This is a genomic window from Azospirillum sp. VT-I1, assembly GCF_055698305.1.
Genome location: NZ_CP168807.1, coordinates 370,830 through 389,323, shown reverse-complemented (window position 1 = coordinate 389,323; position 18,494 = coordinate 370,830). Strand labels below are relative to the sequence as shown.

Genomic DNA, 18,494 nt, shown 5'->3' with positions numbered 1-18,494 from the left:
TCGATGGCGGGCAGGGGTGGCGCTTCGCGGCCGGGCTGTCGCCGCTGCCCCATCGCGCCGCCCGATCAGCTTCCCTGCGGCGAAGCAGGAGCGGCTCCGGCAGGCAGCAGACCCTGCGCCCGGGCACGGTCCAGCAGGTTCTTGACCGAGGCCGCCGCCCAACTGCGTCCGCCCCGCGGCGTGGTCTCCCGCATCGCCTCCAGCTGGGCGCCGATGGCCCGCAGCGACAGCGTCGGGTTCGCCCGGGCGATGCCGGCCACCAGCACCATCAGCCGGTCGTCACCGCGGACCGCAGGCGCCTTGTCGAGCAGCGCCCGCTCGGCCAGCCCTTCATCGACATAGGCGTGGACGGCGCGGCGCAGCCGCTCGGCGGTCCAATGCCGGCCGGGCGGCAGTCTGGCGTTCACCGCCCGCGTCACCGCCGCCCAGGAGCGGGCCGGGGAGTGGGCCAGCCGAAGACGCCGCACAGTGGGCAGCCACTCCTCCGCCGTCCGGGTCAACTCCATCAGGTAGAGCCGGCGCTGCCGAGGCGGCCATACACCAAGCGACCCCGAACTGGCGGCTCAGCCTGGCGATGACGTAGAGATGGATCAGCACGGGCATGATCCTCGCGATCGACTGGAGCATGCTTGGGTCCGCGTCACCGTGTCCCGGCCGCCGGATGCAAACAGGCCACGGCGTCAGACCCACGCTGCACCTCTCAGGAGGAGATCAGCGTGTGGTTCAAGGGTTACTTTTCATTAGACCACCCAGGGACGTACGAGCCTCTTCGGTCGTTCTGAACTCAGTGACCGGAAGTCAGTTTAAGGCCGGCGATGCAGGCCACCAGCCCAAAGATGAGCAGGATGCGCACCGGCGTCGCCGGCTCGCCGAATGCCATCATGCCGATGACAACCGTGCCGAGGGCGCCGATGCCGGTCCACACTGCATAGCCGGTGCCCAGAGGAATGCCAGACCGCGTCGCCACTTCGAGAAGGGCCATGCTGAGGGTGAGCGAGACGATGAAACCCAACGTCCAGGGCAGGTTCCTGAAGCCATCCGTATAGCGCAGGCAGGTCGTGAATCCGATTTCGAATACGCCGCCGAGAACAAGATAGAGCCAAGCCATGGTCAGATCCTTGAATGTTGTGTGTCGTTGTGCCTGGAACTGCCGGGCTTCCCGCCGATGCGGCGTGGCGGCTGGCCCGGCCAGTGTGTGAGCAGGCGGGCGGCGCGGCGGTTTGTGAACCACGCCCAGGTCCAGTTGAGGTGGACCGACAGGCGGCTGCGATGGTCGACGAGGAGCAGCAGGTGGACCAGCGACCAGGTGAGCCATGCCATGTGCCCGCCAAGCCGCAGCCAACCGAAATCGGCGACGGCCCGCGACCGGCCGATCACCGCCATGGTCCCCCAGTTGCGATAGTGGAAGGCTGCTGGCGCCGAGCGGCCGGCGAGGCGCGCCAGAATGAGCTTGGCGACGTAACGCCCCTGCTGCTTGGCAACCGGTGCCAATCCTGGCAGGACGGTCCCATCGGCGGTTCGGTGGCTGGCCACGTCGCCGATGGCGAAAACATCCGGATGACCCGGGATGGAGCAATCGGGAGCAACCAGCACGGCCTTGTTCCGCGCCGTCTCCGCGTGAAGCCAAGCTCCAGCCGGACGCGCCTGGGTGCCGGCGCACCAGATTACGTTTGCGCTCGCAATCCGCTTGCCACCGATAACGATTCCGCTCTCGTCGATCCGCTCGACCGCCTGATCCAGCAGGACTTGAACACCCAGCGTCCGGAGGGCATGGAGGGCTTGGCTCGACTGCTCGGGGCGGAAGGCCGAGAGTACAGTCTTTCCAGCCTCCGCCAATAGAATCCGCACCTGCTGGCTGGTCACGCGCCGGAAGGCATCGGCGAGCGCCGTCCGCGCCAACTCGGCGATGGCGCCAGCCATTTCGACCCCGGTCGGGCCGGCACCGACGACGACGAAGGTCAGCAGGCGCTGGATCTCTTCGTCATCGTCGCTCCGCTCGGCTTCTTCGAACGCGGCCAGCAAGCGCGCCCGGATGCGCAGGGCATCGTCCAGCGTTTTCAGAACCGGGGCGTGATCCGCCCACTCGTCGTGCCCAAAGAAGCTGTAATCGGCTCCCGTTGCCAGGATCAGGTAATCGTACGGAATGGCACCGCTCTGCGCAGCGTTCACCCGCTTACGTGCGGTGTCCACGCCCGTCACCTCGTCCATCACCACAGTGACGTTCGAGGATTTCCCGAACAAGGATCGTGTCGCCGCGGCGATGTCCGCCGGGGACAGGGCTGCGGTTGCGACCTGATAAAGGAGGGGTTGGAACAGGTGATGATTGCTTCGGTCGATCAGCACCACGTCGGCCGTGCTGCCCGCCAACGCCTTGGCGGCCGCGAGGCCGCCGAAGCCACCGCCGACGATGACGACGCGTTTGTGTTCTTCCATATCTCATGATCCGGAAGCTGTGGTCGACGAGCCAAGCCTTGCGGCGAAGCTGGCCGTGATTTAAAATACGTTCGTATTGGTAATTTGCAAGAGAGATGAGGCCATGGGGCGCCACAAGACCATCGACCGAAACCATGTTCTTGAAGTTGCTGAGGAAATCATAGGCTCCCGGGGGGCCGCCGCGTTGACGATCGACGCGGTCGCGAAGGCTGCCGGGATCACGAAGGGAGGAGTTCAGTCCTGCTTCGGCACCAAGGAGGTGCTGATCGCCGCGATGCTCAAGCGTTGGATTGGCGATTACGAACAGCAGTTCGATAAGATCGCCGGCGAGGGGGCGACCCCGGTCGAACGCGTTGCGGCTCATGTTGAGACGACCCACCGGCACGATGACGGTTCGCACAGTCGTGTCGTTGGGCTGTTGGCAGCGCTTCTGCAGACGCCGGAGCACCTCGCGGAAACCCGCCACTGGTATGAACGTCGGTTGGACGGCCTTGACCTCAACACCGACGAGGCCCGGCGCGCCCGGCTGGCCTTCCTGGCCACCGAGGGCGTGGTCCTCCTGCGATTCCTTGGACTGGTGCCGCTCACCAGTGGGCAATGGGACGACATCTTCAAGGACATCAAGACCTTGATCGCAGAAAATGCCTAGTCAATCGGGGACGGCTCGACTCAGCGCCGTAGACCTCCGGCCGAGCTTTTTGCCACGAGCGTTGGCTGCGACAAGACCGGAGCGCAACCGGCCCACTTCCGTCAATCCGTACGCCGCATCATGCCGACGTCCGGTCTTCCTCACGCACCAGCCCTTGTTCCTTGGCGCGGTCGAGTAGGTGTTTGACCGAGGCTGCGGCCCAGGTGCGCCCACCCCGCGGCGTGGTCTCCCGCATCGCCTCCAGCTGCGCACCGATCGCCCGCAGCGACAGCTTGGGGTTTGCCCGCGCGATGCCGGCGACCAGCACCATGAGCCGGTCGTCTCCGCGCACGGAGGGCACCTTGTCGAGCAGCACCCGGTCGGCCAGCCCCTCGGCGACGAAGGCACGGACGGCCCGGCGCAACCGCTCGGCGGTCCAGTGCCGACCCGGCGGCAGCTTGGCGTTGAGGGCGCGGGTCACCGCCGCCCACGAGCGGGAGGGCCGAAGACGCCGCACAGTGGGCAGCCACTCCTCCGCCGTCCGGGTCAGCTCCATCAGGTAGAGTTGGCGCTGCCGCTCCGCCAAGCGCCGCACCGTCGCCGTGTCGCCCTGCTTCAGCTTGGGATTGCCGCCGACCCTGCCCCGTGCCTTGGCCGCCGCCAGCCCGGCCTTCGTCCGCTCGCGGATCAGGGAGCGTTCGTACTCCGCCACGGCGCCCAGCATCTGCAGCACCAGCGTGCCGTGCGGGCTGGCGGTGTCGATCGGGCTGGTGAGGCAGCGGAAGTGGCAGCCGCGCCCGCGCAGATCCTCGATGACCTCCAACAGATGCGACAGCGAGCGGCCGAGCCGGTCGAGCTTCCAGATCACCAGCGTGTCGCCGCGGCCGAGACGGGCCAGGGCCTTCGCCAGCTCCGGCCGGGCGCGCGAGGCGCCGGACGCCTTTTCCTCGAAGATCGTGGTGCAGCCGGCGGCGCGCAGCGCGTCCATCTGGGCGGCGGTGGTCTGATCGTCTGTCGAGACGCGGGCGTAGCCGATGAGCGCCATGGCGGATTTCGAACCGGAAAGGGGGCGGGACCCCTTTCGTAAAGTTTCAGGACGCATGAGTAAACGACCGTTTCGGTACGGACCGTTTTCTTTACGGCGGCTCGCCGGACAGGCTGGGTTGCTTCGCTCCCGCCGCTCGCATCCGCCGCCGGGCCATGCCACGCGACAAGACGCCAAGCCGGTTGGTTGGGCCGATCGGCCGGTTGCCGGCTTTTCGCATCGGACACCTGACAGCGGCTGCGGTTCTATGGGAAAACTGGACATCTTTGCGCCCTATGGGCATCAAAACGCAATAAAATATTGATAAATAAAGAATGACCCAGCGCCTCACCGATTCCTCGGCTCTCCTCGCTCCCCTGGAGCGCGCCTCCGGGGCGGTCGGCCGGCTGGCGCAGGCGGCTGCCGGAACGCCGGTTCTGGCGGCGTGGCTGCATCTGTCGCTTTCTCCTGAGATTTTTCATTGAAAAATTTGAGCGTCAAATATCCCTGATCGCATAGCGCAAAAGGGACCGAGCCCTCTAATAAGACCAACGAAAACAGTCAATTAGCTTCTAGGAAAAGTTTGAATTGCGAACGTCGCCGATCCAGTTTCACTACACGAAACTGCGTGGATTGTTCGGGATGTGAGAACGCAGGCGCACCCACACTGACCAAGGTTCGCTTTGCCGGATTCAGCCCGGCCAAGTCGGGTTTCAACCTCCAGGGGCTGGCTGCGTGGCGGCCGTCCACAAGATGTTGATCTGAGGCGGTCCAACGGCTGCTGTCGCTTTCTCCTGAGATTTTTCATTGAAAAATTTGAGCGTCAAATATCCCTGATCGCATAGCGCAAAAGGGACCGAGCCCTCTAATAAGACCAACGAAAACAGTCAATTAGCTTCTAGGAAAAGTTTGAATTGCGAACGTCGCCGATCCAGTTTCACTACACGAAACTGCGTGGATTGTTCGGGATGTGAGAACGCAGGCGCACCCACACTGACCAAGGTTCGCTTTGCCGGATTCAGCCCGGCCAAGTCGGGTTTCAACCTCCAGGGGCTGGCTGCGTGGCGGCCGTCCACAAGATGTTGATCTGAGGCGGTCCAACGGCTGCCGCATAACTTCTACTGCCACGCGAAGCCTCGGTAGATCAGGGGCTTGCTCGAATACAACCGGGGCGGCGAAGTAGCGATATGGAAAATGGAGAAGTGCAACCGCGCTTACGGCGCCGAGCCTGCAGAGGGTTGGTCATCTTGGCTCTCGACGAGGATGGTCTCGCTTAGGTTAGCCCCGTTCAAGTTGGCGTCTCGCAGGTCGGCCCCGTTCAAGTTGGCGTCTCGCAGGTCGGCCCCGTTCAAGTTGGCGTCTCGCAGGTCGGCTTCGCTCAAGTTGGCACCCCGCAGGTTGGCCCCGCTCAGGTTGGCGTCCCGCAGGTTGGCTCCGCTCAGTTTAGCCTCACTCACCTTGGCTTCGCTCAAGTTGGCGCCTCGCAGGTTGGCGCCTCGCAGGTTGGCTCCGTTCAGGTCAGCCCCGCTCAGGTCAGCCCCACGCAGGTTAGCTTTGCTCAAGTTGGCGCCTCGCAGGTGGACCCCGCTCAGGTTGGCTCCGTTCAAGTCAGCCCCGCTTAGGCTGACCTCGTTGAGTTCGGCCTCGCGCAGGTTGGCGCCGCGCAGGTTAGCCCCACTTAGGTTGGCATCGCCCAGATATGCACTGCTCAGGTCGGCGTTAATCAGATTGACTTCGCTCAGGTTGGCCGCGCTAAAGTCGGTCGCGCTCAGCACTGCGCCGCGAAGGTTAGCCCCGGATAGATCGGCCGCTTCTAGGTATGCCATATTCAGATCTGCGCCGCGCAGGATGGCTCCGCTCAGGTCGGCCTCACTCAGGTTGGCTCCGTTCAGGTTGGCCCTAATCAGGTCGGCTTCGCGCAGTTTAGCTCCACGCAATTTAGCTCTGTGCAGGTCAGCCTTCCTCAGCTCTGCGCGGCTCAGATCAGCATTAGAGAGATCAATCTGGATACGCTTGCCTCCCTCCTGCCGTTTCAAGCGGTCCACGATTTTGACGATTAGCTGGATGTCTGTGGGAAGGCGCATCACTCCAGGGACGGCAGCGCCCGCCTCATCAGAGGTCAAGGGCGAAATAGAAACTGACCGGGTCTCCCGGACAAAGGCGCACAGGATTTCGATAGCCTGGGATAGCAGGCGAGGTGTGGCTTTTCCTAAGGCCTCCAAGGCCAGAACGGCGCCCATCCGGACCGAGGATTTGTCGCTGCCCAGATGGTCCACCGCCTTGGCAAAAGCTTCCGCCGCCTTGGCGTAGGATTCCGCCTCCAGCTTGCGCGCTGCCAACACACCGTCGCGATGCTGGTTCCACGTGCGCCAGAAGGCCAGTCCGACCCCCACCAGGCCGACTGGAGCCGCCACTAGCAAGCCCACCGCGCCGATAAGCTTGCCATACGCTTCCACGGTCTTTTCAGGTTCGGAAATGCTCCGGAATGCCGTCAAGGCGCGCGCCGTCGTTTCCTGAATCAGCGCCCACCCTCCGACCACCCACAGCACTGGCCCCAACAGCACCGCGATCACCCCGAGAACCGCCAAGGCAACCGACGCAGTGGGATGAGCGCGCAACCAAGCGAGAATCCAAGCAAGAGCCGGTTGGCTCCCCTTAGCCGCCCGGAGTTTTGCGTTGCCCCAGGCGCTCCAGGTGCGCCGGCCCCAGCGCACCGGGCCGCTCTCGCGCCACGCCACCAAACGTTCTGCTTTCCAATTCAGCCACGCCATATCCGTCTCTCCCCCCATTGCGGGGAGCGAAGCTACACGTTTTCAGGTCGGATGGCTTTAGAGACGCAACCGTACAACCGGTCGCTGGAGAAAACACAGTAGGGGCAATATGGAAAACACACCGATACAACCGCGGCCACTGGCCGCCCCGCCCTCGCGTGCACGCGAGGGGCCGGGCGGCAGGACCAAACCAATGACAGCCGGTCCAAGAAAGTTCTTGAACTCGGTACGGGATATTCGTATATACAGATGTGTTGCGGTAAAGCGGCGGGCTGACCCCCAAAGCGAACCGGCAGCACTCTCTCAAATTGTATCATGTGTTGGAGAACAACTGTGACGACAACATACCAAGCTCGCCTCGGCTATAGGGGCAACCAACCCTTTGGAGTAGGAACGAATGGAATTCGAATGGGACGAGGATAAGAACGAGTCTAACGCTGAGAAGCATGGCATTGATTTTTCTGATGCCATGTATATTTGGGAAGGACCGGTGTACGAGAAGCCCGATCTTCGCAACTACAACGGTGAATCCCGGTTTATCGCATTCGGCATGTTGGACAACCGCATTCTTGCAGTTGTATTCACATGGCGGGGCGACGTTTGCCGGATTATTTCGGCAAGAAAGGCGAACAAACGTGAGAGAAGAGCGTATCACGCGACGTTCTCTGGCGTCGCCCCGGACTCCTAAGACCGATTGGTCGCGGGTGGACAGTCAAACTGATACCGACATCGAGGTCGCGGTTCGCCGCGACCCCGATGCCGCTCCGCTCGTCGACGAGACGTGGTTCCAGACGGCGAGAGTTGTCGAACCACCGAGCAAACAGGCGATCAGCATCCGCCTCGACCAAGATGTCTTAGACTGGTTCCGGACCAACAGCGACCGATACCAGAGTAAGATCAACGCCGTGCTTCGCGCCTATGTGGAGCACGAACGCGCCAAGAAGCGCACCTAACCTTCCACCCACCCGGCAATGGCGCCCTGGGCAACCAGCGGCGCCGTTGTTGCGTTCCGGGCGATGTTTGCCACGGTCAGCAGTGGCCTGATGGACCGGCCGGGCTGGTGGCCGGCGGAGCGCATCGAGGGGGACTGGGGCTTGGCCGGGATCGCGTTGGAGTATCCTGGGGACGGGGCGGCGGTGTTGACGGGGATCGGCCCGCGTCTGACGATGCCGGCCGAGTGAGGTGACGGCATTACACCGCCCCACCCGCCTGCCGGTCGGCCCACTGCGGCCCTCGCACTCAAAAGAAAGGCCGGAGCTTTCGCCCCGGCCTTTCGGCTCACCTTGGGATGGCCCGAATAATGTGGGCCAACCCCTTCCCGACTCCTGCCACCATCACGCTCGCCCCGGTGAAGATCAGGGGGCCTCCGATGATGACCGCGACGCAAAACGCCATCACGGCGAACACAAAAAGCGAGAAAATGCACAAACCAATAACGTTAATCATATCGTTTGTACCACAATCACCGTTAAGTCGCATGGCACTCCTATTCTGTTAGCGACAAGCGCCTCATAAGCGCGGCATCCGGGCGAGGCCCACCCGTCTGCGGCATGATTTCCGCAGATCAACGACACCAGACCCCCAAGGTATAATCAGGCGTGTTCAAGAGTCTATATTTTCGCCATCGCCTGCAGCGGTTTTTCGCCAGCGTTACGCCGCGCGGTTCGGCCAGGGCCAGGGGCCCTCGTAGAAAACGCCTTCTTGCGGCAGGGCACCACCGATATGGACGGCTTACAGGCGCAGTCCTGCGGCGATCTCGCGGGCACCGGCGAGGGCGAGGGCACGCTCCGGATCCGGCGCTCGCACCTTCATCACCACGGCGGGCACTTCGGCCCCGGTCGGGAACCCTTTGACCCCGTACATTTTCATTACTCGTCTCCGCTCGTCCAATCCAGGGCGTCGAACTCGGTGACACCGTCCTTCACCACCAGCTCGCCTCTGTCGTTGACGCCGCCGATAAACCCACGCCCGAAAAAGTCGTTTGCGCGGGAGGCCGCGACATTGATCGCCCCCTTGCCGGGGACGCGCACGCTGAATCGAATCGGCTCAACCCGATCATGATTTTTGCCGTAGCGGTCGATGTAGTGGATCAGCCGCCAGAGGCAATCGGGCGGCTCCCGGCCCTCGCCTTCCCAGCCCTGCCAAGTCCGCACCGGGGTGTTGCACAGCTTTGCGGCTTGGCTTTGGCTCAGCTTGTGGCGGTCTCGAAACTTGCGCAGCAAGGCGGCTTTGTCGGTGCCCTCAATCGTCATGGCCTCCTCCGGTGCAATTGACGGAGAGAGGCTATCCCCGATCCGGGGAGTACGTCAACCGGGGACAAAACGGCTATCTGAACCCACTAGATATTGATCATGGGGCATGATCGGCGGGAAAATGGCCCCGCATCTCATGTGTCAACCACAATATCTAGAAGAGTGGGGCTTGCCTGCCCCTTTCTGTATGGGTAACGTGAGCGTGTGAAGGGGGCGGCGCCAACCAACCCCCTTCACGCATCACCCAAGCAAGGAGAACGAGGATGCTGGAAATCCTCAAGTTCCTGGTCCTTGCTCTGCAGCTGGTCAAAGTGATCCTCGACCTGCTGCCGTAAGGCCGGACCTGACGGGCGCGTCTGACACACGCGCCCCGACGGCCTTGTCCCCAACCATAGGGGCAAAACGGCGGACAGAGCAACAGCCCATGATCAACAATCCGATCGCCCCATTCCCCATAGCCTCGGGCTTGGCGCGGTCGTGGCCGGCTCAGCTCGCCCGGTTCGACCAGGGCCATGGGCCCTCGTAGAACACGCCTTCGGCCGGCAGAGCGCCGCCGATGTGGACGGCTTCCAGGCGCAGGCCGGCGGTGATCTCGCGGGCGCCGGCGAGGGCGAGGGCGAGGGCGCGCTCCGGATCCGGCGCGCGCACCTTCAACACCACGGTGGGCACCTCGGCCTCGGCCGGAAACCCTTTGCCCCCGTACATCTGCACCTTTGCCTCTCCTACATACGCCAGCGATTACACCCGAGATGACTTCAACCACCCGTTGGTGGATAAGAGTCATCAAGCGCTTTCCAATGACAGAGGCCCCCGATCTTGCCACACACCGATAAAACGATCATCTCCGCGTACCATGAGGCCGGTCATGCCGTGGCCATCCTGGCACAACCAGGCGAGCTCGTGCTTGCGGGCGGCCCCACCGTCGACACCACCGGCGCCCCTACCCTTGGGGGGAGCGCCTGCCACGCCGGCGGTATCAGGGACACCCCTGAAGAAATCCGAATACTTCTGGACGGCTTCAAGGCCGGACATCTGCCTCGGGAGGAGGTCATCGCCACAGTTCTGGCGAATGTCTTCAAGCCCATCATGACGTTCAATGCCGGTGGCATCGCTGGAGAGAAGCACGCCCGCGGTTTGGCGAACCCGATGACCGGCGCAGACCGTTTCGACGCTGTGGTCGGGGCATCTGATGACATCGCTCAGATCATGTCCCGTCTAACGGTATTGGGACTCCACCTGAATCTCGACCCAGATAACGTAACGGCTCTCTGCCGCGATGGTTTGCTCACGGCGTTGAGAAATGCCGATAGGGTAATAAACGCTCATCTCAGCAAACTTCATGCGATTGCCGAGGGCTTGTTGAGTCAGTCGGGATCCACGCTGCACCTGACCGAACTTGAAACAATCCGGATTTTCCAACAGACGCCCTGATACGTGGTCTGCGCCCCCGGATGGCGGCGGCCACCTTCGCCGTCGCCATCCGACTCGAGTCCGTGCGAACGTCGTTCGCGGCACCCGTCCCCTACATGTTGAGTCAAGCGGAGAAGATCCCTCCGTCAGGACCGCCCTGCCCGGCCGGTGATGGGCGATAAATCCCCGACCCGGCTAAGTCCTTGTTCAGTATGGCACAACCGGAGCGCCGAGCGGACGTTATGACAAACTCCTGCAGGACTTGGTGGCCGACTGATCGCCGTACGCCATCGGTGGCGCGAAAGTGGCGCTGGGCATCCAGTCAGCAATTTCCACAGAGGCATCCCATTCATCGACAGCGACCTGGAGATTCACCCAGAAGCGTGGCGTGGTGCCAAGCGCAAGTGCCGCACGTAAGCTGGCGGTCGTGCTGCATCACATATGGACTGGCGACACGACGTTCTGCAGGATCTCAGCGCCCTGGGTCATTGCTCTGTGAGGAGACGGCCCGGAGCGCTGCTTGGCGCCGGCCGGACATGAGGTCCTGTCGCAGGAAAGAAGGATTGAGCGAAGCTGCAAGAGCGATGGTGGGCACGCGCTGCGTGGATCACGCTCATTAGATCAGTTTGCACGCTCCTTTGATCGCATCGTATGGCGGCTCCATGCTGACCATGGACATAAGATTGAGCCCTGCGACAAGATCACGACAGGAGAGGTTTGACCGAACCATTCTGATTATAGGAGATGAATTTAATTTGAACTCTATATTCTGTTACATCCCAAGCATTTTCTTGTATATGTTAACGGTGTGTTCTAGCTTAGTACGTTGAGGCAGCGGGAACTTGCGGAGCCGAATTATCTCGTGTAGAGCCTCGGCATCAAAGCCAAGCTTCTTTGCCTCATTCCAAATCTTCCTCAACTCTTCCTGTACATATCGTCGCTCAGTGGTATAGGCATCAGCGAGTGCTGGATTTCGCGTCCGCAATCCACTCAAATCTTTTTCAAGATGCTCAATGTGTTCGACTAAGCGGCGCAGATACTTCCCAGCTGTATCATAAGACATACTTTCGCCGACCGTCTGCGTGGCGGATTCGACTGCTGCTGGTTCATTGGGTGGGAATCTTTGCTTTTCCACCCTGTGCCGCTCTCTAAAACGCCGCACCCTCTCCGCTGTTTGCCGCCGCCGCCGCTCTGCGGCCTCCTCCGGGGTGCCAATCATTGGACGACCTCGCGCCATCATCGTCCCCATTAATGCGTTACAGAGTAATGTAACGCATTAATGGGGACGCATCAATGGAATTATGCGTTACGTCACTCTGTAACGCATTAATGGTGTGGGACAAGAGTTCAGCCTGTGGAAGAGGTTTTTGTCCTGTTGGTCGATGAAAACATTTCGATATATCTGAACCCATCATCCTGTCTTTCCATAAGTGCACTCACTGCCTTGTGGTGTGGAAACCAACGGCGGGTGCGCGGCAAGCAAAAAGGAAGCATCCTCCACCCGTTTGGGTTGACGCTTATTAGTTACAGATATAGGAATTGACACTCGTCTGAGAGATGACGCTATCCTAAGAAAAGTTATCTTCTGTGATAATGATCAATTGGTCCTGCTTTTTGGTCGCGCCGCTCTTCCTTGCCAGCGAAGACAGGGCGCGTGCGCAGCATTCGCAATCCTGGAGAAGCTGGATCCTACGGTTGGTCGAGCCTGATCGGGAGGCCTTGGAAGAAGCAACTCGGTTCTTTCTTCCCGGCTGCCGTGACTTCTTCATGCCTAGAACATGCAAGCGCGAAGATTCATCACGATGGACCTTCTTGCCTGACATATGGCCGGAGCTGGTTGGACCAGACGGCCTTCCTTGGGCGCAGATTGAGTGGGTGGACCTGCTCTGGACGGATGTCCACCCTCTTCTGCTAATTAAGGTCAGCGGAAACAGGCCCTTCAATCCTGAAGATGCGAAATGGACGGCAACTGCAGCCGCCTCTTGGCACCCAGCACATCCTGGGGCGATGCCTGCCATCTGGCGGGTTGGCGGACGTGAACTCCACCTCCGGCAATGGATCCTGGGCAACGTTCTGGCTTTGCCAGCCGAACGCTGGGATGAGGTCGACGGACGTGTCCACTGGTTTGGCCAGGACCTGCCGAACTTCAATCTCTGCCATGCCGAAGGGGGATGGCCCGAAGATCAAGTACGAGACGATTTTGTGCTGCATCTTGCGCTCGGGATGGCGTCTTGGAAGGAGGAGTTTGGTCCAGACACCACGACCCAGCAGACCATCCTCGCTCATCATCTGCAGGAGTGGGCGAACTGGCGGCTCTACGAGTGGCGCAACAGGCTGACACTGTTTCTGGCGGGCGCAGCCACACATGGCCAACCGCGGAACACGGAAATCTATTACAGCTTGCTGTTCGCGACCGTTTGCTACCAAAGAGTCCGGTTGACTGCTTTTCTTGATCAGGCAACTGGCCCAGACGCCGGTATCGCAAAGCTGCGCAACAGCTTCGCAGCGTTTCGCCGGCAGTACCTACCCCATCGCGTGACGACATACGTCATGGGTGACCGGATCTACGACTTTCTGCGTGCCGCGAACCACCTTCCCGAGATCCAGAAGGAGATTGAGGAGCAGATCCGCTTGGCGGACGAGGCCGAACGGTTGGATCTCGGGCGTCAAGAGAACCTGACTATGATCGTCCTGACCACGGTGGCAGCACTGTTCCTGCCGGCTTCGCTGCTGACCGGTGCGTTCGGGATGAACAAGATGAGCGACCTCACGCTCGAACCCGTCTTCTGGTGGGGCCTGCTGGCAGCCTACGTCCTGGGCGCGCTTTTGGTAGGCGGGTTGACCGTCGCGTTCGGCCGCTACCGGCTACTGCCGAAACTCTCCGCACTCCTGCTTGGCCGCAATTAAGAAAGGTTCGCCGTGACCTCAGTTGAAACGCCGGTGAGGCCCAAGGAAGCCGCCACGCTCACCGCACGGGAGTTTCTGGAGGCTGTCGTCGCCGGCTGGCCGGTGCAATTGGCTAACGGCGACACCTTCCATCTGGAGGATTCGCAGCAGCGCCATGCCCTGCAGTTTTTCCTAGACCACCGGGTTGGCCAGGACATCTTCGCAAAGCCGTTTGGCAGGGGCACTGATGATCTTGCCAAGGCGATCATGGGTTGGCTGGACCAACCATTCCAGCCGCCAGCCGTGACAGACCGCGTGCGCTTCGGTGCCAAACCGCGCTGGACCGTCATTAGGATCGAGATCACGCAATTCGGCGGCCTTCATCCCTACTGTCTGGCCGACGGCTGCACTCCTCCGCCGCTGGTCATTGAGGTGGAGCGGGACGTGGTGTTGATCCGCGGCCAGAACGGTGCGGGGAAGAGCTCCATCGCCAAAGCGCTGACTTTCGCGGTGACCGGGCACATTCCCTGCGCCTCCAGCGAGCCTCAGCCGTTCGAGACGCTGGTCAACACATACGCCTTGCCCAACGGCGACGAGATCCTGTTGCCAACCGTCGTCCCCATGCCGACCGCCGAGCAATGGCGCGCACGGACCCAAGCCGGCGGAGCGATAATCGAGACCAGGGTCGAGGTCACGCTGACCAATGCGATGGGACAGGTTGTGGTCGTCCGCCGCGAGGTCGCGCCACTGGTCAAGGGCCGCTTCACCAGCCGCTTGTTGGTCAACGGGAAGCAAACCCAAGCTCTGGAAGACGCCCTTGGGGTGTCCCGCCTGGGGTTAGAACTCAGCGTCCTGCATATGGCGCGTCTTCCCTACATTGTGCTTGGTCGTCCGGAGAGCTTGGGCAAGGGCGTCCAGGAACTGACCGAGTTCCGCCCCATCAACGACCTTGCGGAAGTGTCCGTTGCCAAGTTCGCAAGCTTCCTGAAGGGCACATTCACGACCAACCGCCGGAACGACCAAAAGGTGACGGTGAGTGATTTTGCGGACAAAGCCGGCGCCTTGACGATGCTGTTCGAGAAGAGCCCGTCGAAGCCGCCGGCCGCTGCTTCCCCAACATCGGGAGACAAATGCAAGGTCAGCCTTGACGCCATCGACAACGACCTGCGCCGGAGAACGGCCTCGGTTGTCGCCGAGGTCGCCAAGGCTGCGGGCGTCCCGGAAACAGGCGTCGCTCTAGATGGGCTCGATGAGAAACTGGTCCGTGCCCGCACGACTCTGACCGGCGGTACGCCGCCACGGGACTCCCTCGCGGCAGTGGTCGGCAGGCTGGCCACAATCGATGCGGCGACGGTCGAGGAGGTTCGCAAGCAGGTGCAGGCACTGGCGGATCGCGCCAACGAGTTTGCCCGGCAGCACGCGGAGAAGACCGCCTTCGTCCGCCGTCGCCTGTACGCCCGCGTCGCCGCTTGGCTGAAAGAGCAGGGCCGGGAAGGAGAACCGGATGCCTGCCCCGTTTGCCTTCGCTCCCTTACCGAAGCGGACCACGACCACGATCTGGGAATGCCCATTGCCACGGCATTGGCCCAGGCGCAAGAAGATCTCGCCGACCTGCAGTTCACACTCGATCAATTCATCGAGCAGGCAGCAAATGATTTCAAGAAAGACTTGCCGGAGGCCGTCGCAAGTGAGCTGAAGCACATCCGGATGCTGGGGCCGACTTCGCTCCGCGCCGACTGGGCGAAGAGTACCGCCGGCGACATAGCGGCCCGGCTCAAGGATGTTCCCACTTTGGCAGCTCTGGTCGGGCGGGCGGAGGAAGCCCTTGCAGCCGGTGCGGTCGGTCTGCCTGATCCGACGTTGTCGGTCTTGCCGAGCCTGCATCCCGATCTGGCTGGATCGCGGGTTGAAAAGGCTGTCCAGGTGACGACCACTCTGCTGGATGCGGCGACATGGGCCGCAGACACAGCGGAACGGCGCTCCACGGTGGTATCGGCAGCCTACGGAGTGGGGCTGGCCGAGGGTGAGGATTTGCCGGGGGGATGCTTGCTCGCAGCCATCGATGGCTTGCGCACCCTGTTGCACGATCACGTGCCCGTGGCAGCGGCGCAGGTCCACTTACGCGAGTTGCGCATGCTCCTGACGCGTTGGGTCGACGAGGAAACCCGGATCGCCAAGGCCACCAGAGCCGCGGACGCTCTCGAAGGCCTCAAGGTGCTGAAGCAAGCGGTCGACGTTCAAGTGGGCGGTCTGCTGGCCACCCTGAACAAGGAGACCAGCACGTTTCTGAATCTGGTTTACCGGGCGTCCAGCAACGTTGGCCCCACCCTTGTGGCGCTTGGTCACGACGGTTCCGCCCTTGTATCGCGCGCCGAGCAAGGCGACGTAGTGGGTGATGCCGCCCAGATCACGAACAGCTCGCGCCAGAGGGCGCAGCTCTTCTCGTTCGTGCTGGCGCTCACCCAATATGTCTGGGAGCGCGATGGCGGCTTGCAGTTTGTGCTCCTCGACGACCCGCAAAGCTTGTTCGATGAGGACAACCAGCGGACTCTAGCAAAGGGCCTTGTGGCGTGCACGCGCCAGGAGTTCAAGCCGTTCGTCCTCACCTTCGACCGTGTCTTTTCAGCCAGGGTGGCGCGTGCCGGAGACCTCCGTATTGGTGCGGCGGTGAGCGAGAAGGTTTCCCGATGGGATCTCGTGGCTCGGCCGGACGAATACGACATCGTGAGGCTCGATCCCCACCAGGATCAGATCATCCTTAAACGGCAGGCATGGCGGGACAGGAAATCCACTGATTCCACCATCCAGGATTTTTGCCGGGAAGCCCGCGCCTTTGTTGAAAGGACGTTGGTCAAGTTCCTGAACGAGGGGGAAACCCCCGTCCATGATCACCCGACCTTACAGCCTTTGGGCAAGCGGTTGCGCACGTTGACCGGAGACGCGGTGCTGCCACACTCGCGCGAACCGTTCAAAGCTATCCTTTCCCTGTTGCCCGACGGAGCGCCCGATAAGGAGGTTCTTGGCGAGGCTTTGAATTGGTCCGTCCATTTCCAATCTGAGGACATGCGCCAGAACCATGCGCAGGTGGTGGACGACATGCTTGATGCATTCCTCGAACGCCGGGAACAATGCCTTGCCATCCTGCATCACTGGCCCGAAGAGGCGCCGAAGAAGGACGCCAGGGTCGTTCCATTCCCGAATGCCCGTGCCCCGGCACGCTCTATCCAAATCGTGGGACAACTTGCCGCAAGCGATGGGGAGGGTGCCCCAGCGGACGAGCCACCTCCCGACGCCGAACTGCTGAGGATCGATCCGGATCGGCACTCCATATTCTCAGTCGGTGCAGCGGCGAAATGGCTGCCCTCGCCAATCGATGCAGCCACCCTGCTGATTGTGGAACCGCTGACCGGCAAGCCGCGTGCCCATGATCTGGTGCTGGCCTGGGACACGGTGGCGGGCAAAGCCTTGGTCGGCTGGTGCGAGCTGGAAACTGAGGCCGAGCGGATCGTCCTGTCTGGCTACGCCGGTCACTTGCATAAGGTGTATCCGCGGGAGGGTGTAGAACTGCGCCGCGTCGTGTGCGGTCTGTTCGGCGCCTTACCCCAGGCCAGAAAGCCATGCGAGCCCGTAGATATGACGGACGGGCTGTTGCCCTTGCTCCGTGCGTTGGAAATCTCCCAGGGCGACAGTGCGGAACCCTTGTTGCGCAAAGGCGACAAGGCCCTGGTCGGGCGGAGTGTTCGGCTCGATGGGTTGGACAGCCATCCTGCGCCCGCCTTCGCCTTTCGCTTGAGCGATGATACCCAGGTGCTGAAGCGCCTGGATCGCCATTGCTCCATCCCTGGTCACCGACAGCTTCTGCCGGTCGGAGACAAGGGCAGCGGCCACGTCGTGGCATCCACCCCAGGAGGGGCAAGTGGTGCTCCGCACATCGTGTGCGCCTTTCCGCTGATTGGCTTCTGGCGCAATTGAATGCGGCTCATTGCCACTGCGCGGGAGTGCCGGCCAAGGGACTTTGCGGGTCCAACTCCTCCTGCTCCATCGGCACAAAGGCAGGGTCGGCAAGATGCCGGCAAAGCTCGTCGACGGCTGCGTCGCTCCAGGCATCCACTCCCATCAGGTGCGGACGCAGCGGGCGGTCGATGGAGCGGGCGATGTGTTGAAGGATCCGCACGCCGTCCGCATCAATGTCGCCCCAATGGAAGAACGGCACATCGGCGGGCAGCAGCGCATCCATGCGCCGGATGGCCTTCAGCGTCGCAAGGGCAGGAAAGCCGCCGGAGTACAGGACGATGCTGGAATCCTCCACCTCTCGCACATGCCGGTTGAAGGACGCCAGATTCTCGATCACGAGGAAATATTCCGGTCGTCCGGCGACCGCCAGGGTTTCCAGCCATTCCGGCGGCACTCCGACATAGGGCCGTCCATCCAGCAGCTTCCCGCCGGGCAGGCACAGCGATCCGCGCAACAGCACCGGCTGGGGAAATTTCTCGATGCCGAAAGCGGCAAGAGCTTCGCGCGGGGGAGCGTTGGGAAGGTCGAAACGCTTGCGCAGAGCGCGCGCCAAGCGCGGCAAGCCCTGTTCGGCGGCCTTGCTGTCGCCGCAGGCGCGGCGGGAGAAGGTCCGCATATCGACGCCGGCATGCTCGCCGTGGTCGATCGCGCATAGGAGGCGCAGGAAGGCTGCGGCCGTCCCCACGTCGCCGGGTTCCAATCCCGGATAGCCCTCGCGCCGGATCGCCCACGCCGCTGCGATCTCATCGGCAATCCCGTCGACCCAGTCAGGCAGAGGACCGGTGAGCCGGCGGAGTGCGTCGGTTGCTTGTGCCGCTTCGTCCATCGCCGGCACCCGGCCGAGATGCGCCGCAAGTTTCGCCGCGTCGGCTAGCGCCACATGGCGGATCGAGGCGGGACCGCTCGGCCGTCGTTCGAGAACGATCCGCACGGCGCCGGCATTCTCGGCCGCCGTCATGATGCGCCCGAAGCGCTCCAGCTCCTCGCCGGTGCGCATGCCGTCATAGTCGGGGTGAACGCGGATGATGCTGCGCCCGGGTTCCCGCTCGATGGTCGCCAGCATGTGCTCCAACGCG

Annotated in this window: 18 protein-coding genes; 8 read left to right on the top strand and 10 right to left on the bottom strand. The window is 62.3% G+C overall.

Annotation, left to right across the window (positions count from 1 at the left end):
- Positions 1–65: 65 nt before the first annotated feature.
- The 3 genes from AB8P05_RS32895 to AB8P05_RS32885 all read right to left on the bottom strand — a co-directional run bounded on the left by AB8P05_RS32895 (position 66) and on the right by AB8P05_RS32885 (position 2,433).
- Positions 66–506: a hypothetical protein gene (locus AB8P05_RS32895; protein ID WP_472762102.1), complete on the bottom strand. Its 441-nt coding sequence runs from the start codon at positions 504–506 to the stop codon at positions 66–68.
- A gap of 278 nt (positions 507–784) precedes the next feature.
- Positions 785–1,108, bottom strand: a complete 324-nt coding sequence (locus AB8P05_RS32890; RefSeq protein ID WP_472762101.1) for a DMT family transporter — start codon at positions 1,106–1,108, stop codon at positions 785–787.
- A gap of 2 nt (positions 1,109–1,110) precedes the next feature.
- The gene (locus AB8P05_RS32885) at positions 1,111–2,433 is read right to left on the bottom strand and encodes an NAD(P)/FAD-dependent oxidoreductase (RefSeq protein WP_472762100.1); all 1,323 of its coding nucleotides are present in this window, start codon (positions 2,431–2,433) and stop codon (positions 1,111–1,113) included.
- A 103-nt stretch (positions 2,434–2,536) separates the two neighbouring features.
- Between AB8P05_RS32885 and AB8P05_RS32880 the strand changes: the two genes are divergently transcribed.
- Positions 2,537–3,082, top strand: a complete 546-nt coding sequence (locus AB8P05_RS32880; protein WP_472762099.1) for a TetR/AcrR family transcriptional regulator — start codon at positions 2,537–2,539, stop codon at positions 3,080–3,082.
- 118 nt (positions 3,083–3,200) lie between these two features.
- Here AB8P05_RS32880 and AB8P05_RS32875 read toward each other — a convergent pair whose 3' ends face one another.
- Positions 3,201–4,106, bottom strand: a complete 906-nt coding sequence (locus AB8P05_RS32875; protein ID WP_472762098.1) for a recombinase family protein — start codon at positions 4,104–4,106, stop codon at positions 3,201–3,203.
- Positions 4,107–4,420: 314 nt separating this feature from the next.
- Between AB8P05_RS32875 and AB8P05_RS32870 the strand changes: the two genes are divergently transcribed.
- Positions 4,421–4,570 carry a hypothetical protein gene (locus AB8P05_RS32870; RefSeq protein WP_472762097.1) on the top strand — a complete coding sequence of 50 codons (150 nt, stop codon included), beginning with the start codon at positions 4,421–4,423 and terminating at the stop codon, positions 4,568–4,570.
- A gap of 729 nt (positions 4,571–5,299) precedes the next feature.
- On the opposite strand, the gene AB8P05_RS32865 is transcribed toward AB8P05_RS32870, so the two are convergent.
- A complete protein-coding gene (locus tag AB8P05_RS32865; protein WP_472762096.1) occupies positions 5,300–6,856 on the bottom strand; it encodes a pentapeptide repeat-containing protein in 1,557 nt (518 codons plus the stop codon).
- A gap of 397 nt (positions 6,857–7,253) precedes the next feature.
- Between AB8P05_RS32865 and AB8P05_RS32860 the strand changes: the two genes are divergently transcribed.
- The 3 genes from AB8P05_RS32860 (at position 7,254) to AB8P05_RS32850 (ending at position 8,037) form a co-directional block, all read left to right on the top strand.
- On the top strand, positions 7,254–7,544 hold the full coding sequence (locus AB8P05_RS32860; protein ID WP_472762095.1) for a BrnT family toxin: 291 nt from the start codon (positions 7,254–7,256) through the stop codon (positions 7,542–7,544).
- 16 nt (positions 7,545–7,560) lie between these two features.
- Positions 7,561–7,809, top strand: a complete 249-nt coding sequence (locus tag AB8P05_RS32855; protein ID WP_472762094.1) for a BrnA antitoxin family protein — start codon at positions 7,561–7,563, stop codon at positions 7,807–7,809.
- Between the two features lie 63 nt (positions 7,810–7,872).
- Entirely contained in the window at positions 7,873–8,037 is a 165-nt protein-coding gene (locus tag AB8P05_RS32850) for a hypothetical protein (RefSeq protein ID WP_472762093.1), read from the top strand.
- A gap of 550 nt (positions 8,038–8,587) precedes the next feature.
- Here the strand turns inward: AB8P05_RS32850 and AB8P05_RS32845 are convergent.
- The 3 genes from AB8P05_RS32845 to AB8P05_RS32835 all read right to left on the bottom strand — a co-directional run bounded on the left by AB8P05_RS32845 (position 8,588) and on the right by AB8P05_RS32835 (position 9,813).
- Positions 8,588–8,719: a hypothetical protein gene (locus AB8P05_RS32845; RefSeq protein ID WP_472762092.1), complete on the bottom strand. Its 132-nt coding sequence runs from the start codon at positions 8,717–8,719 to the stop codon at positions 8,588–8,590.
- 5 nt (positions 8,720–8,724) lie between these two features.
- The gene (locus AB8P05_RS32840) at positions 8,725–9,108 is read right to left on the bottom strand and encodes a helix-turn-helix domain-containing protein (protein WP_472762091.1); all 384 of its coding nucleotides are present in this window, start codon (positions 9,106–9,108) and stop codon (positions 8,725–8,727) included.
- Positions 9,109–9,594: 486 nt separating this feature from the next.
- Complete coding sequence (locus tag AB8P05_RS32835) at positions 9,595–9,813, bottom strand: hypothetical protein (protein ID WP_472762090.1); 219 nt, start codon at positions 9,811–9,813, stop codon at positions 9,595–9,597.
- Positions 9,814–9,924: 111 nt separating this feature from the next.
- Between AB8P05_RS32835 and AB8P05_RS32830 the strand changes: the two genes are divergently transcribed.
- Entirely contained in the window at positions 9,925–10,539 is a 615-nt protein-coding gene (locus tag AB8P05_RS32830; RefSeq protein WP_472762089.1) for a hypothetical protein, read from the top strand.
- Between the two features lie 751 nt (positions 10,540–11,290).
- Here the strand turns inward: AB8P05_RS32830 and AB8P05_RS32825 are convergent.
- Entirely contained in the window at positions 11,291–11,737 is a 447-nt protein-coding gene (locus AB8P05_RS32825) for a GapR family DNA-binding domain-containing protein (RefSeq protein WP_472762088.1), read from the bottom strand.
- A gap of 476 nt (positions 11,738–12,213) precedes the next feature.
- Between AB8P05_RS32825 and AB8P05_RS32820 the strand changes: the two genes are divergently transcribed.
- Together AB8P05_RS32820 and AB8P05_RS32815 are read left to right on the top strand one after the other, a co-directional pair.
- Positions 12,214–13,425, top strand: a complete 1,212-nt coding sequence (locus tag AB8P05_RS32820) for a CorA family divalent cation transporter (RefSeq protein WP_472762087.1) — start codon at positions 12,214–12,216, stop codon at positions 13,423–13,425.
- 12 nt (positions 13,426–13,437) lie between these two features.
- Positions 13,438–17,376, top strand: a complete 3,939-nt coding sequence (locus AB8P05_RS32815) for an AAA family ATPase (RefSeq protein ID WP_472762086.1) — start codon at positions 13,438–13,440, stop codon at positions 17,374–17,376.
- Positions 17,377–17,383: 7 nt separating this feature from the next.
- Here AB8P05_RS32815 and AB8P05_RS32810 read toward each other — a convergent pair whose 3' ends face one another.
- Entirely contained in the window at positions 17,384–18,481 is a 1,098-nt protein-coding gene (locus AB8P05_RS32810; protein ID WP_472762085.1) for a Wadjet anti-phage system protein JetD domain-containing protein, read from the bottom strand.
- Positions 18,482–18,494: the final 13 nt, after the last annotated feature.

Bases quoted from the DNA above. Each gene is read 5' to 3' on its own strand.
- AB8P05_RS32845 (WP_472762092.1), bottom strand. From the start codon at position 8,719: ATGTACGGGGTCAAAGGGTTCCCGACCGGGGCCGAAGTGCCCGCCGTG.
- AB8P05_RS32870 (WP_472762097.1), top strand. From the start codon at position 4,421: ATGACCCAGCGCCTCACCGATTCCTCGGCTCTCCTCGCTCCCCTGGAG.
- AB8P05_RS32895 (WP_472762102.1), bottom strand. From the start codon at position 506: ATGGAGTTGACCCGGACGGCGGAGGAGTGGCTGCCCACTGTGCGGCGT.
- AB8P05_RS32810 (WP_472762085.1), bottom strand. From the start codon at position 18,481: ATGCTGGCGACCATCGAGCGGGAACCCGGGCGCAGCATCATCCGCGTT.
- AB8P05_RS32890 (WP_472762101.1), bottom strand. From the start codon at position 1,108: ATGGCTTGGCTCTATCTTGTTCTCGGCGGCGTATTCGAAATCGGATTC.
- AB8P05_RS32880 (WP_472762099.1), top strand. From the start codon at position 2,537: ATGGGGCGCCACAAGACCATCGACCGAAACCATGTTCTTGAAGTTGCT.
- AB8P05_RS32840 (WP_472762091.1), bottom strand. From the start codon at position 9,108: ATGACGATTGAGGGCACCGACAAAGCCGCCTTGCTGCGCAAGTTTCGA.
- AB8P05_RS32875 (WP_472762098.1), bottom strand. From the start codon at position 4,106: ATGGCGCTCATCGGCTACGCCCGCGTCTCGACAGACGATCAGACCACC.
- AB8P05_RS32835 (WP_472762090.1), bottom strand. From the start codon at position 9,813: ATGTACGGGGGCAAAGGGTTTCCGGCCGAGGCCGAGGTGCCCACCGTG.
- AB8P05_RS32865 (WP_472762096.1), bottom strand. From the start codon at position 6,856: ATGGCGTGGCTGAATTGGAAAGCAGAACGTTTGGTGGCGTGGCGCGAG.
- AB8P05_RS32885 (WP_472762100.1), bottom strand. From the start codon at position 2,433: ATGGAAGAACACAAACGCGTCGTCATCGTCGGCGGTGGCTTCGGCGGC.
- AB8P05_RS32860 (WP_472762095.1), top strand. From the start codon at position 7,254: ATGGAATTCGAATGGGACGAGGATAAGAACGAGTCTAACGCTGAGAAG.
- AB8P05_RS32850 (WP_472762093.1), top strand. From the start codon at position 7,873: ATGTTTGCCACGGTCAGCAGTGGCCTGATGGACCGGCCGGGCTGGTGG.
- AB8P05_RS32825 (WP_472762088.1), bottom strand. From the start codon at position 11,737: ATGATTGGCACCCCGGAGGAGGCCGCAGAGCGGCGGCGGCGGCAAACA.